We start from the raw sequence: 18,713 nt of genomic DNA, 5'->3' as shown, positions 1-18,713 counted from the left end.
GTAGCCGATCGGGTCGGTCTGCAGGAACACGCCCAAGCCGGGTGCGTAGTCGCGGGCCTTGTAGCTGTAGACCCCGAACTCCGGCAGCCACACCTGGCCGGTGTACTGGAAGCGGCCGGTGTTGGTGGAACCCGGGTTGCCGTACTCGTCGTAGGTGTCAGTGGCCTGCCAGGTCCCCGAGGCGTCCGTCTGGGCCACGATCGAGCCCTGCTGGTCGGCGACGAGGAAGCTCTTCGTCGTGGTCCGCCGGCAGGTACGCGCGCTCCATCGCGCAATCGACGTTAGCCCGCGGTGGGAGCCTACTTCAGGGGCCGGATCTTCAGGTCCCTGAACCACACCGCGTCGCCATGGTTCTGCAGCGCGATGTGGCCGCTGGCGGACGAGGCGAACTGCGGCCACTGGGCGAACTTGGAGCCCGCGACCCTGGCCTTGAAGTCGGGCGAGCCCAGGTCGTACTCGACCACCTTGGCGCCGTTCAGCCAGTGCTCGACGTGACCATGGCGGACCACGATCCGGCCCTGGTTCCACTCGCCGGGCGGCCTGGTCGCATCCTTGGCCGGCGCGTAGAGGGCGAACAGCGAGGCGGCCCGCTGCAGCGGCGGCTCGCCGTGGGCGTTGTCGAGGATCTGGTACTCGGGGCCGGATTCGTAGGTCTCATCGCCCACCTCGATGACGTGGTACATGACCCCCGAATTGCCGAGCTTCGAGATCTTCCACTGGAAGCTGAGCTCGAAGTCGCCGAACGTGTCCTTGCTGATCACGTCCTTGGAGGTCTTCGGGTCGGGGCCGAGCGCGCCGTCGGCGACCCGCCAGCCCGGATCGGGCGCGGCCGCCTTGAAGCCGCGCCAGCCGGCCAGCGTGCGGCCGTCGAACAGCAGCTTCCAGCCGGCCGCTTTCTCCTTGGGCGTGAGGACATTGGGCTGGGCCATGGCGGCTCCGCTGAGGCTCAGGGCGAGGGCCAGTCCGACGATCACGAGCTTCATGCTGCTGTCCTAAAGGCCGAGCCTGGCGAGTTCGCGCTCGAGATGCGCCAGGACCTCGTCGGAGGGGCCGGGGTCGCGCGCGCGGGCCACGTTGCCGATGTAGCCGATGTCCTTGAAGCCTTGCGGCGTCGTGTAGTAGGCGCCGATCACCAGCCGGCGGATGCGCCGGAAGAAGGCGAGATCCGCCCCCTTCGCGGCGGCGAGGGGGCCGATCAGGGCCGCCCGTTCGGCGGCCGAGAGCGCCGGCGTCGGCTTTCCGAACCTTCGCTGCGCCCCTGCGGCCAGCCGGTCGAGGCCCCCCAGGATCAGCGGCCGGTCCTTGAGCTGCTCGGGATAGGGCGCGCTCACCCATTCGTTGAGGAAATCGGGCACGCCGAGCGCGCGGGCCGAAGGCGCCGTGGCGGTGGCCGGCAGGATGTGGTCGCAGGCCGCGGCGGCGGTGTCGAGCTGGGCGCGGGTCATGATCCGCGGCCAGGGCGCGGGCGCCGGGTGAACGAGGTTCGGATCGGTCCCGTAGCCCTTCGCCTCGACGGCGGGCCGGCCGCCGAACTTCGGCCCGTAGACCACCACGCCGGCGCCGACGGCGGCGGCGGCGCCCACCACGCCCACCCAGGCCAGGGCGGTGCGGCGGTCGATCTTCGAGACGTAGGGCTCCGGCGCCTGCGGCTCGGGCGGCGGATCGGTCGGCAGCGGTTGGCTCATAGGGCCCCCTGCTTGGCGAGCGTGGCGAGGTGGTCGCTGGAGCGCCAGGCCAGCGCCAGGATCGAGAGCGTCGGGTTCTTGTCGGGGCTGGAGACCAGCACCGCCCCGTCGGTGACGAAGAGGTTGGGCACGGCCCAGCTCTGGCCGAACTGATTGACCACGGAGTCCGTCTCGCGCGCGCCCATGCGGGCGGTGCCGACCTCGTGGATCATCTCGCCGCCCTTGGAGATCGCCTTGGCGCCGTCGGTCTCGACCTTGCCCAGCGGCTTGCCGCCCAGCTTGTCGATGACCGCCAGGAACGTCTCGACCATGTGGCCGGCCTGGCGGGTTTCGCCCTCGCCCCACCTCCAGTGGAAGCGCAGGACCGGGACGCCCCACTTGTCGGTGACCTTCGGATCGAGCTCGCAGTAGCAGTCGTCGTTGGGGATCATCTCGCCGCGGCCGTCGAAGCCGATGACGCTGCCGAAGCGGCGGCGCAGGTTCGCGCGCAGCTCGTCGCCGACGCTGAGGTCGTCGTGGTCGAGCAGGCCCGCCAGGCCCATCGACGGCATGCGCCGGCCGCCGCCGATCTCGATGTGGTAGCCGCGCGGGAAGCCCAGCGCCTTCTGCCGGTCGTAGCCCCACCAGGGGACGTAGGTGTGCTGCGTGCCCTGGCCGTCGTCGTTGGTGGGCGGCAGGCCTTCCATGGCCGGGAACTGGCCGGCGACCGTGAGGCCGACGCTGTCCATCAGGTAGCGGCCGACCATGCCGTGGGTGTTGGCGAGGCCGTCCGGGAAGCGCGGGCTCTTGGAATTGAGGAGGATGCGGGCGGTCTCGCCGGAGCCCGCCGCCAGCACCACCGCCCGCGCGCTCGCCGAGTGGTGCTCGCCGGTCTTGCGGTCGACGAAGGAGACGCCGCTCGCCTTGCCCGCCTTGTCCAGCGCGACCTCATAGACCAGGGCGTTGGGCCGGATCGTCAGGTTGCCGGTCGCCATGGCCGGCGGCAGCAGCACGGTGGTGGACTGGAAGTTGGCCCCGATCGCGCAGCCGCGGCCGCACGGCGTTGCGAAGACGCAGGAGTTGCGGCCGGCCATCCGGCCGCTGACCACCGCCGCGTGCATCGGGATCACCGGGATGCCCATGGCCTTGAAGGCGCGGCCGTAGAACACCTCGAAGGCCCGCGGCGGGGCGGTCTCCATCAGGCAGCCCTCGGGGGAGTCCGGGGTGTTGGTGAGGCCGTGGGGCGCGGCGGCGCCGGAGACCCCGATCAGCTTCTCGGTTTTGTCGTACCAGGGCGCGAGGTCGTCGTAGGTGATCGGCCAGTCGTAGCCCAGGCCGTCGCGGCTGCGCGGCTTGAAATCGAGCGGGCCGAACCTGAGCGCGATGCGGCCCCAGTGGTTGGTGCGCCCGCCCAGCATGCGCGGCCGCCACCAGACGAAGGGCTGCGAGCCCTCGGCCACGGTGTAGGGCTCGTTCGGCACCTGCCAGCCGCCGTCGACCGTCGCGTCGTAGAAGCCGAACGGCTTGTCGGGGGTCCCCTCGCCGCGCAGCGGCGCCTCGGCGTTGGTGTTGAACATCGGGGTCTCGGTGGCCGGATCGTAGTGGCGGCCGGCCTCCAGCAGCAGCACCTTGAGGCCCGAGCGGGTCAGGTGGTAGGCGCTCATGCCGCCGCCCGCGCCGGAGCCCACGATGATCACGTCATAGGGCTCGGCCGCCATGGCTCAGGCCTCCGCAGGCTCGCGCGCCGGCGCGGGCACATAGGTTTCAAGCGAGGGGTCGGGCAGGCGCACGAGGCCGCCGGTCTCGGCGGACTTGTAGAGCGCCATGATCATCCGGGTGACCTCGACCCCGTCGACGAAGGTCTCGATCGGCGTGCGGCCATGGCGGAAGCAATCCACCATGTGGCGGTCCTCGCCGATGTAGCCGTAGATCCCCGCCTCGTCCTCGACGATCGGCATCAGGCCCTGCTCGGCGTTCTGCTTCTCCACCAGGTCCTCGCCCTGGCCGCCGGCGATGGCGCGGGACAGGAAGACCTTGAGCCCGGGATTGAGCGAGGAGAACTCCATGGCGTACTCGGGCCCCAGGAGCGCCAGGTCGATGCGCAGGCCGGGCCCGACGTAGGACCACGAGGTCGAGGCCTCGACGATCAGCTCCTGGCCGGCGGCGTCCTCCAGGGTGACCGTGGCGCGGGCGAAGTCCTCGACCGGGAAGCGGGCCATCTCGACCCCCTTGAAGTCGCGGGCCAGCGCCTTGGCGTAGCGGCCCTGCGTCCACTTCAGGTGGGCGACCGAGCCCTGCACGGCCTTGACGGTGAGCGAACTGCGCGGCGCCCCCGGCTCGGTGAGCAGGAAGCGGCCGACCTCGACGGAGTGGCACATCATGTCGCTCATCACCCCGCCGCCCTGGCGCGCGCCCTGCCAGAACCAGGGCTCGTGCGGGCCGGAGTGCTCCTCGGCCGCGCGCGCGAGATAGGGTCGGCCGGCCAGCGGCGCGGCGCGGCGCCAGACGATCTCCTTGCCGCGCTCGACCGCGGTGGAGAACACCTGGTTCTCGAGGTAGCCGTGGGCCAGGCCGGCGTCCTCGGCGAGCGCCAGCACCTCGCGCGCCTCGGCCAGCGTGCGGCCGAGCGGCTTCTCGCAGGCGACGGCGCGCACCTGCGAGCGGCCCGACTTCACCGCCGCGTGCAGCGCCCGCATCACCTCGAGGCGCCGGTCGTTGGGCGCGAGCAGCCAGATCGCCTCGACATCGGGCGCGGTCATCAGCGCCTCCAGGCTGGCGTGCGCCGCGCAGGGGCCGAGCTCGGCGGCGTTCACCGCAGCCGCCAGCGCCTCGCGGTTCGCCGCCGTCGGGCTGTAGACGCCGGTGATCTGGGCGTGGCGGACGCTCTGGAAGGCCTTCAGGTGGAACCTGGCGATGAAGCCCGAGCCCACGAAGCCGATGCGGAGGGCGGGGACCGTCATTCGGCGGCGGGCGCCAGCCGGGCCCTGGCGACCTGGGCGCGGTAGCCGCCGGCCCGCCGGTCGGAGAGCACCACCACGCCGAAGATCAGGCTGACCAGGAAGGCGAAGGGCACGAGATAGCGGAAGGAGAGCAGCCCCGAGTGGTTCTCGCCGGAGTCCAGCAGCGGCTGGGCGGCGGTGGCGATGGCGGGTCCGGCCTCGCCTGCGGCGGCGCGGCGCAGGAGGTCGCCGGTGGCGTCGGCCGGCAGCGGTCCGGGCGCGGCGGCCACGGTGCGAGCGTCGGCGAGCAGCGTCGGGGACCTGGCGACGGGCGTGGCGAGGACCCGGCTGGCCAGCTGAACCACGGCGGGCTTGGCGAGCGCGTCCGGCAGGTGCTCGTCGGCGATCCGGCCCAGGAGCGGCGTGGTGACCACGCCCACCGCCAGCGAGCCGGCCGCCGCCATCAGGCCCAGGCCCAGCGCGCCGGTGCGCGGCGTCCGCTCGGCGACGAAGCCCATCATGGTCGGCCAGACGATGGCGATGCCGATCGCGAAGATGAGCGCGGTGACCAGCGTCGCGGCGAGCCCGCTCGCGTAGCTCAGGCCCAGGAGCCCGAGCCCGACCGTCAGCGTCGAAACCATCAGCACCACCGGCGGCGAGACGCGGCTGAGGATGGCGTGGGCGTTGGCGCGGGTGACCGCCATCACGCCGTTGATCATCACCAGCACCAGGATGCCGGGCAGGCCGCCCGCCTGCAGCACAGCCGGGATCCAGCGGTTGGGCCCGAGCTCCAGGCTCATGGTCACGGTCATCAGCGCCAGGAACCCCCAGAGCAGCGGCGAGCCGGCGACCGCCTTGAAACTGTCGGAGACCTTGTGGCCGGCCGCGGCCATCTCGGTCGGCGGGAACTTCTCGCGCAGCAGCAGCGCCCCGTAGAGCGCCGCCGGAACGAGCACCATCAGCAGCTTGGCGCGCCAGTCGAGGTGGGCGAGGTCGATGCCCCAGGCGACCAGGCCGCCCAGCGCCACCCCGCCGGGGAACCACAGGTGCATGCGGTTCAGCATGCCGGCCTTGCGGTCGGGGAACAGGGTCGCGGTCAGCGGATTGCACACCGCCTCGACCACGCCGTTGGCGATGGCGAGCACCAGCGCGCCGGCGAACAGCGTCGAAAAGCCCGGCGCGAAGATGAACAAAGCGACCCCCGCCACGTGGCCCACGAGCGCCAGGCGCATCAGGTTGCGCATGCCCACGAGGTCGCAGAGCGGCGAAAACGAGACCTGGCTGATCGCCATGCCCCACAGCCCCGCGCCGCCGATCAGCCCGACCTGGGCGTTGTCGAGCAGGAACTCGCTCTTCAGCTGGTACATGACCGCCGAAAGCGCCGCGAAGCTGAACGCCAGCGCGGTGATCGCCGCGCAGCTTCCCGCGAACAGACGCGCAGGACGGATGTCGGACGTCGCCATGCGACCTCCCCTTCGCAGGTGGCAGACCCCGCGACCGTGGCGCCATAAGGAGACGCTGTCGAGGGAGCTTCGCCGCAGTCGCTCAGCGCGTCCCGAGGGCCGCGAAGGCCGCGATGCGCTCGACGTTGCTCCTGTCGACGAAGTAGGGGCCGGTCAGCACCGCGGCCCCGCCGCCCAGCACGTTGCCGTTGGTCTTCTGCAGCCACAGCGAATCCACCGCGAGATAGCCCTGCAGGTAGGGCTGCTGGTCGATCGCCCATTGCAGCGCGCCGGAGCGGATGACGGCGGGGATCTGCGGGTTGGTGTCGAAGGTCGCCACCTTGGCGCGGCTGCCGGCGTCCTTGACCGCATCGATCGCCGCCAGCGCGAACGGCGCGCCGAGCGTCACCACGAGATCGATCGAGGGGTCCTGCCGGAGCTTGGCGGCGATGGTCGAGCGGACCGAGGGCATGTCGGTCCCGAGCACGTAGAGCTTGTCGTAGCGCCCCGAGCCGAAGCCGCGCTTCAGCCCGTCGCAGCGGGCCTCCAGGGCCACGTGGCCCTGCTCCTGGGAAACGCAGAGGAGGTGCTTCGCGCCCTCGGCGGCGGCGCGCCGGCCCGCGATCTCGCCGGCCAGGTCGTCGTCGGAGCCGAAGTAGCTGAGCGCGCCGTCCGCCTTCCACCGGTCGATGCCGGCGTTGAACACCACGACCGGCGTGCCGGCCGCTGCCGCCTTGCGCACCGCCGGGCCCACCGCGTCGGGCTTGGCGAGGGTGACGGCGATGGCGTCGATCTTGCTGTCGAGAGCGTTCTGCACGAGCGTCGCCTGGCCGCCGCCGTCCGGATCGCTGGCGTAGCGCAGGGTGACCCTGTCCTTGGCCGCCGCCGCCTCGGCGCCGCGCCGCACGATGTCCCAGAAGGTGTCGCCGGGTTGGGCGTGGGTGATCATGGCGATGGTCATCGGCGAGGCGGCGGACCTGGCGACCGCGGCGCCCTTCCCGCCCCTGGCGCTGCAGCTCGCGAGCGCCAAGGCGGCCAGCGCCGCCAGGCCGACGGGTGCGAGTTTCCGTTTGCGGTCCATCAGCGCCTCGTCATCCGGGGGTCCCCTCGCCCAGCGCCTCGGCCAGCCGGTCGAGCTCAGCGCCGCCGGCCATCCGGCGGGCCAGCTCGTCGACCCCGATCTCTTCCCTGGCGAAGCAGCCGTGGCTGCGGCCGCGCTGCAGCAGCAGGAAGCGGTCGCCCAGCGCATGGGCGTGATGCGGATTGTGGGTGACCAAGACCACGCCCAGGCCGCGCGCCTTGGCGGCGGCGATGTAGCGGAGCACGACGCCGGCCTGCTTGACGCCGAGCGCGGCGGTGGGCTCGTCGAGCACCAGCACCCGGGCGCCCACGTCGATGGCGCGGGCGATCGCCACGCACTGGCGCTCGCCGCCCGAGAGCGCCCCGATCGGCCGCTCGACGTCGGGCAGGTCGACGCCCATCCCGGCGAGCTCGCGGCGCGCGATCTCGCGCATCGCGGCCACGTCCATGCGCGCCAGAGGACCGCGGCCGATCAGCCGCTCCCGGCCCAGGAAGAAGTTGGCCCAGACCGGCATCAGGGGCGCGATGGCGAGGTCCTGGTGCACGGTGGCGATGCCGAGCGCCAGCGCCTGGCGCGGCGAGGCGAAGCGCACGGCTCGGCCATCCACCTCGAGGCGGCCCTCGTCGGGCGCATGCAGCCCGGCGATGATCTTGATCAGCGTCGACTTGCCGGCCCCGTTGTCGCCGAGCACGCAGGCGATCTCGCCGCCCGCCACCTCCAGGTCGACGCCGGCGAGCGCGGTCACCGCCCCGTACCGCTTGCCGATGCCCGTGAGGCTGAGAAGCGGCGGGCTCATCGGCGCAGCGCCTGCCAGCGTCGCACGCCGGCGTTCAGCAGGATGACGATCAGCAACAGCGCGCCCACGAAGAACTTGAACCAGTCCGGGTTCCAGCCGGCGTAGACGATGCCCTGGGTGGTCATGCCGAAGATCAGCGCGCCCAGCACCGCGCCCCAGGCCGAGCCGGCGCCGCCGGTCAGCAGGCAGCCGCCGACCACCGCGGCGATGATGTAGTAGAACTCCTTGCCGACGCCCTCGCCCGACTGGACCGTGTCGAAGGCGAACAGCTGGTGCATGCCGACGAACCAGGCGGCGAAGCCGACGCCCATGAACAGCGCGACCTTCACCCGGCGGACCGGCACGCCCGCCGCCCGCGCCGCGGCCGGCGCGCCGCCGACCGCGAAGATCCAGTTGCCGTAGCGCGAGCGCCGCAGGAGCCAGGCCGCGCCCCCTGCGAACGCCAGCCACCACAGGACCGTCACGCGCAGCCCGATCCCGCCCACGGCGAGGCTGGAGGCGAACAGGGCGCGGGCGGCGGCGAAGCCGTCCATGTCGGAGATGTCGTGGGTGGCGACGCTGCCGGTCGCCAGCCGGGTGACGGCGAGGTTCAGCCCGCCCAGCATGAAGAAGGTGCCGAGCGTCACCAGGAAGCTCGGGATGCCGGTGCGGATCACGACGAGGCCGTTCAGGGCCCCGATGGCCAGGGCTGCGATCAGCGACAGGCCCACGCCTGCCCAGACGTTGGCGGTGAGCTCGAAGCTCAGCATCGAGGCGAGGAGCGCGGCGGAGACCACCGCAACGCCCGCCGACAGGTCGAACTCGCCGCCGATCATCAGGAGCGCCACCGCGAGCGCCGGGATGCCGTAGATCGAGCTGACGTAGAGCACGCTGGCCAGCGAGGCGAGGTCCCGGAACGGCGGCGCGACGGCGAAGAAGAAGGCATAGACCGCGATCGCGCCGACCAGCGCGCCGGCTTCGGGGCTCGCCCAGCGCCGGGCGGCGCGCCCTGCGGGGGCGCTGGCCTGCACGGCCGGCGTGTGCCCGACCTGCGCCGTCATGGCGGGCGCGTCCCGCTCACGGCTGGGCCTCCTCGATCGGGCGAAGCACCTCGAGCAGGGCCGCGTGGATTCCGGGCGTCGCGTTCAGGCAGGCGCCGCCCATCAGGTCGAGCGGGCCGCCCAGCGTGTCGGTGACGACGCCGCCCGCCTCACGCACCAGCACCGCGCCCGCGGCCATGTCCCAGGCGGCGACGGACTGCTCCCAGTAGGCGTCGAACCGGCCGCAGGCGACATAGGCGGTGTCCAGCGCCCCGGCGCCCAGGCGGCGCACATTGGTGACGCGCGGCGTCAGCTGGGCGATCTCGTGGGCGAACTGGGCGTGGCGCGGCTTGCTGGAGAACGGGATGCCGATGGCGACCACCGCGTCCTCCAGGCGCGCGACCTGCGAGACGCGGATCGGCTCGCCGTTCAGGAAGGCGCCGCAGCCCGCCTCGGCCCAGAACATCTCGCCGGACATCGGCGCGTAGGTGACGCCTGCCACCACCTCGCCGGCGCGGGCCAGCGCCACATTGACCGCGAACAGCGGCACGCCGCGCAGGAAATTCACCGTGCCATCCAGCGGATCGACGACCCACAGATGCTCCGGATCCTCGCCCGCGACCGCGCCGCCCTCCTCGCCGAGGAAGCCGTAGGCCGGCCGCGCCTGATGCAGCAGGCGCTGCAGCGTGGCCTCCGCCCGAAGGTCGATCGCCGAGACCGGATCGGCCGGGCGCTTGAACGTCACCTCCACGTGGGCGGCGGTTGCGAAATCCTGGCGCAGGCGCTCGCCGGCGATGCGGGCCGCCTCGATCATGATCTCCAGCAGGGCCGAGGCCATCAGTCCCTCAGCCTGGCGCGCCAGAGGCTGGTGGCGAGCACCAGGGAGACCACCGAGCCGCCGATCCAGAAGGCGATGGCCGGGCCGAAGTCGTAATGCCGGACGCCGCCCACCAGGGTCGTGCCACGGTCCACCAGCACGCCGGAGACCTGCTCCTGGATGGCCGCGCCGAGATAGCTGAACACCCCGATCAGGCCCATGGCCGCGCCGGCCACCTTCTTGGGGCAGATGTCGGTGGCGAACAGGCCGCCCACCGAGGTCACGAGGCCGGTCATGCCGAGCCCGAACAGGATCATGCCGGCGAGCAGCACGGGCGTGTTGCTCGGGCCGAAGAAGATCACCCCCAGGCCCGCCAGCTCCATCAGCCCGAACAGCAGGTTGGCCGGCGGCCGGCGGGCGCCGAACAGCCGGTCGGAGATGTAGCCGAAGGCGATCGCGCCCACGATCCCGGCCATGGTCGAGGCGAACAGCAGGCTGCCGGCCGCGGGCAGGCTGTAGCCGCGCGCCTCCTGCAGGTAGAGCACGCCCCAGCTGTTCATCGCGTAGCGGGTCACGTAGATGGCGGCGCTGGCCAGCGCGAGGATCCACACCGTCGGGATCTTCAGGATCGAGAGCTGGGTGGCGAGCACGCCCGCCTCCGGCTTGGCCGCGGCGGGGCCCTCCCAGTGGTCGTTGCGCCAGTCGGCCACCGGCGGCAGCCCGAGCGTGGCCGGCGATTCGCGGACCCAGGCGTAGACGCCGGCGGCGACCAGGATGCAGAGCGTCGCCGGCACGAAGTAGCCGAACCGCCAGCCGAACACCGCCACGATCGAGCCGATCACCAGGAAGTTCAGCCCCTCGCCCAGCGAGTGGGCGGTGCTCCAGACGCCGTACATCCGCCCACGCTCGCGGTTGGAGAACCAGGCGGTGAGCGCCACCACGCTGGCCGGCGCGGCGATGCTCTGGAACCAGCCGTTCAGCCCCCAGAACAGGGCCGCCGGCAGCACCGCGGTCGAGCCGCCCATGCCGAAGTTGCACAGCGCCGAGGCGAAGATGCCGAAGGCGAGGAACCGGCGCACGTTCACGTGGTCGGACAGGAAGCCGTTGAACAGCTTGCCGAAGGCATAGGCGAAGAACAGCGCCGAGCCGATCTGGCCGAGCTCGGTGGCGGTGAAGATCCCGTGGTCGATCAGGGGCTTCTTCACCACGCCGATGGTCAGCCGGCAGGTGTAGGAGAGGCCGTAGCCCAGCGTCAGGGCGACCATCAGGCGGAAGCGGTTCCGGCGATAGAGCGCATCGACGCTGCCGTCCTCGACGGCGGACGGGCTCGCGGCGGTGGGCGCGAACAGGGCCGCGAGCGCGTTCACGCCGGCGCCTTTCGGGCGATCCAGTCGTGGGCCGGATCGTTGCGGAAGATCCACCGACGCTCGGGCCCGGCCATGACGTTCAGGTAGTAGAGGTCGTAGCCGTGCGGCGCGCCCACCGGATGGTAGCCGCGTGGCACCATGACGACGTCGCCGTCCTGCACGGCCATGGTCTGATCGAGGCTGCGGTCGTCGGTGTAGACCCGCTGGAAGGCGAAGCCCTGCGGCGGGTCGAGGCGGTGGTAGTAGGTCTCCTCGAGCGCCGTCTCCTGCTCGGCCGTCGCGGTGTCGTGCTTGTGCGGCGGATAGCTCGACCAGTGGCCGCCCGGGGTGATCACCTCGACCACGAGCAGGCTCTCGGCGGGCTCGCTCTCCGGCAGGATGTTGCGCACGTGGCGGGTGTTGGTCCCCTGCCCGCGCACCTCGCGGCTCATCCGCCCAGGCGCGATCGCCCGCGGCGCGCCGCCGCCGGTTCCGGGCGCGGTGCAGACGGCGAGCTCGACGGGGGTCCTGGCGGTGACGGTCCAGCGCGCGCCGGCCGGCGCATAGACCGCGCCCGGCGCCTTGTCCTCGAAGACGCTGGCGCGGCCGCCCAGCCCTGCGAAGCTCTCGCCGCCCACCGCGATGTCGGCGGTTCCGCTGAGCACCACGAGGCAGGCCTCGCGGCCCGGTTCGCCGCCCTCGGCCCGCGCGCCCGGCGCCAGCTCGACCGCCTTGAAGCCGACGTGACACCAGCCGGCGCTCTCAGGCGTCACCTCCACAACCACGCCTGTGGGATCGGGCGCATGCTTGCGGACCAGGAGGTCGGTCATCTCAGGCAGCCTTCTGCAAGCCGGCGGCGGCGGCGGCGCGCTCCAGCGTCGCCAGGCCCAGCTTAGCGTACCGGCGCGGATCGGCGAGCGCCGGATCCTGTTCGGCCTCGACGACGATCCAGCCGGCGTAGCCGATCTCGGCCAGCGCCCGCATGAGCTCGGCGAAATCCAGCGCCCCGTCGCCGGGCGCGGTGAACATGCCGGCCAGCACGCCGTCCAGAAAGCTCGCGTCAGCGGCGCGGACGCTCGCGAACACCTGCGGCCGCACGTCCTTGCAGTGGACGTGGGCGATCCGCTCGGGGTGGGCGCGGATGACCGCCGCGGGATCGATGCCGCCCAGCGCCGCGTGGCCGGCGTCCAGCGTCAGCCCGACCGCCTCGCCCGTGGCGCGCAGGAAGGCGTCGAGGTCCTGCGGGCGTTCGACCACGGTGCCGAGGTGATGATGATAGGCGAAGCGCAGGCCGTGGCCCGCGACATGCTCGGCGAAGGCGGTGAGCCGCCGGCCGAAGGCGGTCCAGTCCGCGGGATCGAGGCGCGGCGTGCGGCTGAGCGGGGTTCCGCGATCGCCGTGGATCGCATTGCTGGTCTCGGCGTGGATGAAGACGCGCGAGCCCATGGCCTTCAGCAGCGCCAGGTGATCGGCGGCCGCGGCGATCTCGGCCTCGACGTCGTGCGCCAGCAGGTTTCCGCTGAACCAGCCGCCGACCAGGTCGAGGCCGTAGCCGGCCAGCAGCGGCTTCAGCGCCGCCGGATCGCGCGGGAACTTGCCGCCGAGCTCGATCCCGGCAAAGCCCAGGTCGCGGGCGTCGGCGAGCGCCCTTTCCACGGGCGTGTCGCCGCCCAGCTCGGGCATGTCGTCGTTGATCCAGGCGATCGGGCTGACCCCGAAGCGGACGGGCACGGTCAGTCCCCCCGCCGCTGGCTCTGCAGGGCCGCCTCGTAGGCCGACCGCGCGGCGCGCACCTCGGCGCGCTCGGAGACCTCGGGGACCGCCACGTCCCACCAGGCGCCGCCGGCCTCGGTGGCGAGGCTCGGATCGGTGTCGATGACGATGACGTGGGTGCGATCGCTGGCCCTTGCCCGCACCAGGGCGGCCGGGAGCTCGGCGAGGCCGGCGACATGCTCGGAGGTCGCGCCGAGGCTGGCCGCGTGGGCGGCGAAGTCGATGCGGGGCGCGGCCTCCTCGAAGAGGTTGTTGAATGGCGCGCCGCCGGTCGCCTGCTGCAGGCGGCCGATGCAACCGAAGCCGCGGTTGTCGAGCACCACGATCACCAGCTTGGCGCCCATGGCCACCGAGGTCGCGATCTCGGAATTGAGCATCAGGTAGGAGCCGTCGCCGACCATCACGACCACCTCGCGATCGGCCTCGGCGAGCTTGACCCCCAATCCGCCGGCGATCTCGTAGCCCATGCAGGAGTAGCCGTACTCCAGATGATAGCCGCCGGGCCGCCTGGGCCGCCATAGCCGGTGCAGCTCGCCGGGCAGGCCGCCCGCGGCGCAGACCACGACAGCATCGGCCTCGAGGCCGCCTTGCACGGCCCCGATCACCTGGGCGTCGGACGGGCGCTCGGCCCTGGTGGCCGCCATGGCTCGGTCCGCTTCCGCGGTCCAGGCCGCGACCGCCTGCGCATTGCGCGCGGTCCAGCCGGTCGGCGCGCGCCAGTCGCCCAGCGCCGCCGCCAGTCGGTCGAGAACCATTCCCACATCGCCGACGACCGCGAGCGCGCCGTGCTTGTGGGCGTCGAAGGCCGCCACATTGACCTGCGCGAGCCGCCGCCCGGGGTTGGCGAACAGGGCCCGCGAGCCGGTGGTGAAATCCTGCAGCCGAGTGCCGAATCCCACCACCACATCGGCCTCCGCGGCCGCCGCATTGGCCGCCGACGTGCCGCTCACCCCGATCCCGCCCAGCGCCGCCGGATGATCCCAGGCGAGCGCGCCCTTGCCGGCCTGGGTCTCGGCGACGGGGACGCCGGTCCGGGCCGCGAACGCCGCGAGCGCCGCCTCGGCGCGGCCATAGAGCACCCCGCCACCGGCCACGACCAGTGGGGCCTTGGCGCCGCGCAGCAGATCCGCCAGGGCCGCCACCTCGCGCGGACCGGCGGGCGGGCGGCGGATGGCCCAGGTCCGCCGCCGGAAGAAGCCCTCCGGCCAGTCGCAGGCCTCCGCCTGCACGTCCTGGCAGAAGGCCAGCGTCACCGGGCCGCACTCGGCCGGATCGGTCAGCACCGCCAGCGCCCGCGGCAGGGCGGCGAGCAGCTGCTCGGGCCGGGCGATCCGGTCGAAGTAGCGCGAGACCGGCCGGAAGCAGTCGTTGGCGCTCACGGTCCCGTCGCCGAAGGCCTCCACCTGCTGCAGCACAGGGTCGGGGCCGCGGCCGGCGTAGACGTCGCCCGGCAGGAACAGCACCGGCAGCCGGTTGACGTGCGCCAGGGCGGCGGCGGTCACCATGTTGGTGGCGCCCGGGCCGATCGAGCTGGTGCAGATCATCGCCCGCTCGCGCCGCATCTGCTTGGCGTAGGCGATGGCCGCGTGCGCCATGGCCTGCTCGTTGTGCGCGCGGTAGGTCGGCAGGCTCTGGCGGGCGGCATGGAGCGCCTCGCCCAACCCCGCGACGTTGCCGTGGCCGAAGATCGCCCAGACGCCGGCGAAGAACGGCGTGGTCCCGCCGTCCAGCTCCACGTCCTGCGCTGCGAGATAGCGCACCGCGGCCTGGGCGGCCGTCAGGCGGAGCGTGGTCATGCCGCCTCGCCCACCGCGGCGCGGGCCCGCCGCCAGGTCTCGACGAGGCGGCCGAAGCGCTCGGCCAGCGTCCGCACGGCGGCGGCGTCATCGATCTCGCCCGCCAGCCACGCCCGCGCCGCAGCCCCCCAGACGGTGCGGCCCACCGCGAAACCTTTGACGATCGAGCAGCCTGCCGCGGCGGCGAAGGCGGCGGCCAGCGCCTCCATCGGCTGCGAGAGGCCAAGCACGAGGACCCCGCGGCAGCAGGGATCGGCCGCCTCGATGGCGGCTTCGATATTGCGCCAGGCGGCGGGGTCCGTGGCCGGCTCGAGCTTCCACCAGTCGGGCTTGATACCGTTCGCGTAGAGGCGCTCGATCGCGCGCGCCGTGGTCCGGGCGTCAGCCGGCAGGTCAGCGGGCAGGACGATCTCGACCAGCAGCTCGTGGCGGGTCTTGCGGCAGGCGTCGAACAGCCTGAGGAGCTGTCGCTCCTGGCGCGCCCGCAGCTCCGGCTCATCGTCCGGATGGCTGCGGACCAGCACCTTGACGATGTGGGTGAGCGGCCATTCGGCGAGCTCCGTCGCCACGTCGGCCGTGCTCTCGAACGCCAGCGGCCGCGAGCCCGGAACCTCGATCGGCCGGCCGGTCCAGTAGCGGAAGTCCGCGGCCTGGCAGAGGGCTTCGAAGCCATGCCGCCCGTCCAGCAGGATGCCGAACCGCGGGTCGCCGCCGGCCACCTGGTCGAGCGCCCGCAGCGCCAGGCGCTTGAAGTCCGAGATCGCCGAGGCGCCCGCGCCCAGCTCCTGCGCCAGGGCCTCGAACTGGCTGCGGTGGTCGATGGCCAGGACCATGAGCTCGTCGTAGGTCCCAGATCGCGTCGTCGCCCAGTGGATATGCTCCAGCTCGGCGTCCTCGCGCAGGCGATGCGGCCGGTCGGGTCTGGCCAGGAAGGCCTGCATCTCCGGCCAGGTCGGCATGGCCGGCGCGCAGCCATGGCGCGAGACGACGATCGCCCCGGCCGCATTGGCGAGCTCGCAGCAGCGCTCCAGGGGCTCGTCGCGAAGCCAGCCGCGCAGGAACCCCGCCATGAAGGCGTCGCCCGCCCCCAGCACGTTGAACACCTCGACGCTGAAGCCCGGCCCCGTCACGCCCTGGTCGAGGCTCGGCGGGATCGCCCCCGGGAACGCCGCGCAGCCATGCGGCCCGCGCTTGCAGACGATGAGCGCGGGCGTCCGCTCGCGGATCGCGCGCAGCGCGGCCATGGTGTCGGTCGAGCCGCCCAGGATATGGATCTCCTCCTCGGTGCCGACGATCAGGTGGCAGAGCGGCAGCACCGCCTGGAGAGCCGTTGTCACGGCCGCGTCGGCCACGAAGCGGTTCTCGCCCGCCTCCCTGGCCGTCAGCCCCCAGAGCACCGGGCGGTAGTCGACGTCGAAGACCACCTTGCCGCCCGACGCGCGGGCGAGCTCGGCGGCGCGGACGGAGCAGGCGCGGACGCCGGGTTGCGACAGGTGGGTGCCGCTGATCAGCACGGCGCGGGCGGCGCGCACCTGCGCCTCGTCGACGTCGGCCTCGCTCAGCGCCATGTCGGCGCAATTGTCGCGATAGAAGATCAGCGGAAAGGTCTCCCGGTCGCGGATGCCGAGGATCACCAGCGCCGTCGGCCGCGCCGGATCGGTCAGCACCGAGGCGACGTCGAGGCCTTCACGCGCCAGCTGCTCGCGGATGAAGCGGCCCATGTGGTCGGCGCCCACGCGGGTGAGCAGGGCGCTCCCAAGGCCGAGCCGCGCCGCGCCGACGGCGGTGTTGGTCGGACTGCCGCCGACGTACTTGGCGAAGCTCGCCATGTCCTCCAGCCGGCCGCCCACCTGCTGGCCGTAGAGGTCGACGCTCGACCGGCCGATGGCGAGGAGGTCCAGCGTTTTGCCGTCCTCGGCCAAGTCCGTCCTCCTCCCGCGACGCTCTGCGGCGTCCTGGCGACCATCCGGGACACGGCTTCTTGTCACGGTCAAGGTCCGGTCCCTACAAGGGGCGATGCACAGGATCGCCCAGATCGGCGCGGGACGCATGGGCTCGGTCCATCTGCGCAACGCGGCGCGAAATCCCCGACTGGATCTGGCCTACCTGGTCGATCCGCGGCCGGACGCGGCTGAGATCGCCGCCTCGGTCGGCGCGCGGCTCGCCAGCCTCGATGAGGTGCTGGCCGACGCAGGCGTCGAGGGCCTGATCGTCGCCGCCTCGGCCGATGCGCACCTGGCGCTGGCGCGCGCCGGGCTGGCGGCCGGCAAGGCGGTGTTCTGCGAGAAGCCGCTGGATCTCGACCTCGCGACGCTGAAGAGGGCCGAGGCGGAGTTCATCCGGGCGAAGGCGCCGCTGTTCGTGGCCTTCAACCGCCGCTTCGATCCGCACTTCCGAGCGCTCGCCGAGCGCCTCCAGGCCGGCGAGATCGGCGAGCTGGAGAGCCTGCAGATCGTCAACCACGACCCCGCCGCCCCGCCCGCGCACTTCATCCCGACCAGCGGCGGCCTGTTCAAGGATTTCACCATCCACGACTTCGACACCGCCTCATGGCTCGCGCCCGAGCCGTTCGTCGAGGTGTTCGCCTGGGCGAGCTGCCTGGTGGACCCGGCGATCGCCGCGGCCGGCGACGTCGACACCGCCCGCGTGCTGCTGCGCGACGCCAAGGGGCGGCTGGTGGTGATCAGCAACACCCGCCGCTCCGGCTGCGGCTACGACCAGCGCATCGAGGCGTTCGGCTCGGCCGGGATGGCGCGGGCCGGCGACTTCGGCCGGGACTCGGTGGAGGTCTGGGGCGAGCCGGGCGCCAAGGCCGCGCCGCGCCATCCGGGCTTCATGAGCCGCTACGCCGAGGCCTACCGCAACGAGATGGAGCACTTCGCCGACGTGCTGGCGGGGGCCGCGCAGCCCGCGACCGGCTATGCGGCCAGCGTGCAGGCCCTGGCGCTCGCCGAAGCCGCGGCCCGCTCGGTCGCCACGGGCGCGCCGGTGCGGCTGGCGGAGGCGCGGGCATGAGCCCCCGCGAGCTCGCCCTGATCGGCGCCGGCCGGATCGGCCAGATCCACGCCGCCAACATCGCCGCCCATCCGGACCTGGCGCTCGCCTGGATCGTCGATCCGGTGGCCGAGGCCGCCGAGGCGCTGGCCCGCCGGACCGGCGCCCGGACGGGAACGCTGGAGGCGGCGCTCGCCGATCCGGAGGTCGCCGGGGTGGTCGTCGCCAGCGCCACCGACACCCACCTCGACATCTGCCGGCGGGCGCATGCCGCGGGCAAGGCGATCTTCTGCGAGAAGCCCCTCGACCTCGACCTGGCGCGGGCGCGACAGGCGGCGGCGGAGCTCGCGGGCGCGCGCCTGCTGCTGGGCTTCAACCGCCGCTTCGATCCCAACTTCGAGGCGCTGAAGGCGCGGCTCGATGACGGGAGCATCGGCGGGCTCGAGACGCTGCAGATCACCTCCAACGATCCCGGCCCACCGCCCATCGCCTACGTCGAAGTCTCGGGCGGGCTCTTCAAGGACATGGCGATCCACGATTTCGACATGGCCCGCTGGCTGATGGGCGAGGCGCCCACCGAGGTGTTCGCCTGGGGGAGCTGCCTGGTCGATCCGGCGATCGGCCAGGCCGGCGACGTGGACACCGCCCGCACGGTGCTGAGGACCGCCTCGGGCCGGCTCTGCGTGATCGCCAACTCCCGCCGCTCCGGCTTCGGCTACGACCAGCGGATCGAGGCCTACGGCTCGGCCGGCATGGTGCGCGCCGACAACGTCACCGAAAGCACCACCCGCGTGTGGACGGAAACGGGGGCGCAGGCCGACCGCTTCCAGAACTTCTTCCTGGAGCGCTACCGCGAGGCCTACCGCCAGGAGATGGCGCACTTCGCCGAGATCGTGTGCGGCCGCGCCGAGCCGCGGATCGGCTACGCCGACGGCCTCGCCGCGCTCGCCCTGGCGGAGGCCGCCGCGGAGTCGGTCAGCACCGGCGGGGTGGTGCGACTTTGACAATCCACTGCCGGTACGCGGCCACTCCAATGTTAATACTCG

Annotated in this window: 17 protein-coding genes; 2 read left to right on the top strand and 15 right to left on the bottom strand. The window is 72.7% G+C overall.

Going from position 1 to position 18,713, the window contains the following annotated elements; genetic code table 11:
* The 15 genes from VLI41_RS01785 to VLI41_RS01715 form a co-directional block, all read right to left on the bottom strand.
* Window positions 1-198, bottom strand: a 198-nt coding sequence (locus VLI41_RS01785; RefSeq protein ID WP_325266338.1) for an RHS repeat-associated core domain-containing protein, incomplete at its 3' end; no start/stop codon positions are given.
* Between the two features lie 101 nt (window positions 199-299).
* Window positions 300-983, bottom strand: coding sequence for a DUF1080 domain-containing protein (locus VLI41_RS01780; protein WP_325266337.1), 684 nt, complete (start codon window positions 981-983; stop codon window positions 300-302).
* 9 nt (window positions 984-992) lie between these two features.
* Window positions 993-1,685 carry a gluconate 2-dehydrogenase subunit 3 family protein gene (locus VLI41_RS01775; RefSeq protein ID WP_325266336.1) on the bottom strand — a complete coding sequence of 231 codons (693 nt, stop codon included), beginning with the start codon at window positions 1,683-1,685 and terminating at the stop codon, window positions 993-995.
* Entirely contained in the window at window positions 1,682-3,382 is a 1,701-nt protein-coding gene (locus VLI41_RS01770; protein WP_325266335.1) for a GMC family oxidoreductase, read from the bottom strand. Before VLI41_RS01770 ends, VLI41_RS01775 begins: the two co-directional genes overlap by 4 nt.
* 3 nt (window positions 3,383-3,385) lie before the next feature.
* A complete protein-coding gene (locus VLI41_RS01765; protein WP_325266334.1) occupies window positions 3,386-4,624 on the bottom strand; it encodes a Gfo/Idh/MocA family oxidoreductase in 1,239 nt (412 codons plus the stop codon).
* Window positions 4,621-6,066 (bottom strand): MFS transporter, encoded by a 1,446-nt coding sequence (locus VLI41_RS01760; RefSeq protein ID WP_325266333.1) that lies wholly within the window; start codon window positions 6,064-6,066, stop codon window positions 4,621-4,623. The genes VLI41_RS01765 and VLI41_RS01760 overlap by 4 nt, the downstream gene beginning before the upstream one ends.
* Before the next feature lie 82 nt (window positions 6,067-6,148).
* Window positions 6,149-7,126, bottom strand: a complete 978-nt coding sequence (locus VLI41_RS01755; protein ID WP_325266332.1) for a substrate-binding domain-containing protein — start codon at window positions 7,124-7,126, stop codon at window positions 6,149-6,151.
* A 10-nt stretch (window positions 7,127-7,136) separates the two neighbouring features.
* On the bottom strand, window positions 7,137-7,922 hold the full coding sequence (locus VLI41_RS01750) for an ATP-binding cassette domain-containing protein (RefSeq protein WP_325266331.1): 786 nt from the start codon (window positions 7,920-7,922) through the stop codon (window positions 7,137-7,139).
* Window positions 7,919-8,962 (bottom strand): ABC transporter permease, encoded by a 1,044-nt coding sequence (locus VLI41_RS01745; protein WP_325266330.1) that lies wholly within the window; start codon window positions 8,960-8,962, stop codon window positions 7,919-7,921. The genes VLI41_RS01750 and VLI41_RS01745 overlap by 4 nt, the downstream gene beginning before the upstream one ends.
* Window positions 8,963-8,978: 16 nt before the next feature.
* Complete coding sequence (locus tag VLI41_RS01740; protein ID WP_325266329.1) at window positions 8,979-9,779, bottom strand: inositol monophosphatase family protein; 801 nt, start codon at window positions 9,777-9,779, stop codon at window positions 8,979-8,981.
* The gene (locus tag VLI41_RS01735; protein ID WP_325266328.1) at window positions 9,779-11,125 is read right to left on the bottom strand and encodes an MFS transporter; all 1,347 of its coding nucleotides are present in this window, start codon (window positions 11,123-11,125) and stop codon (window positions 9,779-9,781) included. Before VLI41_RS01735 ends, VLI41_RS01740 begins: the two co-directional genes overlap by 1 nt.
* Window positions 11,122-11,934: a 5-deoxy-glucuronate isomerase gene (gene iolB, locus VLI41_RS01730; RefSeq protein ID WP_325266327.1), complete on the bottom strand. Its 813-nt coding sequence runs from the start codon at window positions 11,932-11,934 to the stop codon at window positions 11,122-11,124. Before iolB ends, VLI41_RS01735 begins: the two co-directional genes overlap by 4 nt.
* A 1-nt stretch (window position 11,935) precedes the next feature.
* On the bottom strand, window positions 11,936-12,835 hold the full coding sequence (gene iolE, locus VLI41_RS01725; RefSeq protein ID WP_325266326.1) for a myo-inosose-2 dehydratase: 900 nt from the start codon (window positions 12,833-12,835) through the stop codon (window positions 11,936-11,938).
* Window positions 12,836-12,837: 2 nt separating this feature from the next.
* Complete coding sequence (gene iolD, locus VLI41_RS01720) at window positions 12,838-14,673, bottom strand: 3D-(3,5/4)-trihydroxycyclohexane-1,2-dione acylhydrolase (decyclizing) (protein ID WP_325266325.1); 1,836 nt, start codon at window positions 14,671-14,673, stop codon at window positions 12,838-12,840.
* On the bottom strand, window positions 14,670-16,595 hold the full coding sequence (locus VLI41_RS01715) for a bifunctional 5-dehydro-2-deoxygluconokinase/5-dehydro-2-deoxyphosphogluconate aldolase (RefSeq protein WP_325266324.1): 1,926 nt from the start codon (window positions 16,593-16,595) through the stop codon (window positions 14,670-14,672). Before VLI41_RS01715 ends, iolD begins: the two co-directional genes overlap by 4 nt.
* Before the next feature lie 94 nt (window positions 16,596-16,689).
* Here VLI41_RS01715 and VLI41_RS01710 point away from each other — a divergent pair, with 94 nt between their 5' ends.
* Both VLI41_RS01710 and iolG read left to right on the top strand, forming a co-directional pair.
* A complete protein-coding gene (locus tag VLI41_RS01710) occupies window positions 16,690-17,688 on the top strand; it encodes a Gfo/Idh/MocA family protein (RefSeq protein ID WP_325266323.1) in 999 nt (332 codons plus the stop codon).
* Window positions 17,685-18,671: an inositol 2-dehydrogenase gene (gene iolG / locus VLI41_RS01705; protein ID WP_325266322.1), complete on the top strand. Its 987-nt coding sequence runs from the start codon at window positions 17,685-17,687 to the stop codon at window positions 18,669-18,671. The genes VLI41_RS01710 and iolG overlap by 4 nt, the downstream gene beginning before the upstream one ends.
* Window positions 18,672-18,713: the final 42 nt, after the last annotated feature.

It is taken from the genome of Phenylobacterium sp., assembly GCF_035475775.1.
Lineage (GTDB): Bacteria > Pseudomonadota > Alphaproteobacteria > Caulobacterales > Caulobacteraceae > Phenylobacterium.
Note: the sequence above shows the minus strand (reverse complement) of the source record. Positions and strands in the feature narration are given on the sequence as shown.

Excerpts from the sequence above, each read along its gene's own strand:
- VLI41_RS01780 (WP_325266337.1), bottom strand. The coding sequence starts at position 983 with ATGAAGCTCGTGATCGTCGGACTGGCCCTCGCCCTGAGCCTCAGCGGA.
- VLI41_RS01775 (WP_325266336.1), bottom strand. The coding sequence starts at position 1,685 with ATGAGCCAACCGCTGCCGACCGATCCGCCGCCCGAGCCGCAGGCGCCG.
- VLI41_RS01770 (WP_325266335.1), bottom strand. The coding sequence starts at position 3,382 with ATGGCGGCCGAGCCCTATGACGTGATCATCGTGGGCTCCGGCGCGGGC.
- VLI41_RS01765 (WP_325266334.1), bottom strand. The coding sequence starts at position 4,624 with ATGACGGTCCCCGCCCTCCGCATCGGCTTCGTGGGCTCGGGCTTCATC.
- VLI41_RS01760 (WP_325266333.1), bottom strand. The coding sequence starts at position 6,066 with ATGGCGACGTCCGACATCCGTCCTGCGCGTCTGTTCGCGGGAAGCTGC.
- VLI41_RS01755 (WP_325266332.1), bottom strand. The coding sequence starts at position 7,126 with ATGGACCGCAAACGGAAACTCGCACCCGTCGGCCTGGCGGCGCTGGCC.
- VLI41_RS01750 (WP_325266331.1), bottom strand. The coding sequence starts at position 7,922 with ATGAGCCCGCCGCTTCTCAGCCTCACGGGCATCGGCAAGCGGTACGGG.
- VLI41_RS01745 (WP_325266330.1), bottom strand. The coding sequence starts at position 8,962 with ATGACGGCGCAGGTCGGGCACACGCCGGCCGTGCAGGCCAGCGCCCCC.
- VLI41_RS01740 (WP_325266329.1), bottom strand. The coding sequence starts at position 9,779 with ATGGCCTCGGCCCTGCTGGAGATCATGATCGAGGCGGCCCGCATCGCC.
- iolB (WP_325266327.1), bottom strand. The coding sequence starts at position 11,934 with ATGACCGACCTCCTGGTCCGCAAGCATGCGCCCGATCCCACAGGCGTG.
- iolD (WP_325266325.1), bottom strand. The coding sequence starts at position 14,673 with ATGACCACGCTCCGCCTGACGGCCGCCCAGGCCGCGGTGCGCTATCTC.
- VLI41_RS01710 (WP_325266323.1), top strand. The coding sequence starts at position 16,690 with ATGCACAGGATCGCCCAGATCGGCGCGGGACGCATGGGCTCGGTCCAT.
- iolG (WP_325266322.1), top strand. The coding sequence starts at position 17,685 with ATGAGCCCCCGCGAGCTCGCCCTGATCGGCGCCGGCCGGATCGGCCAG.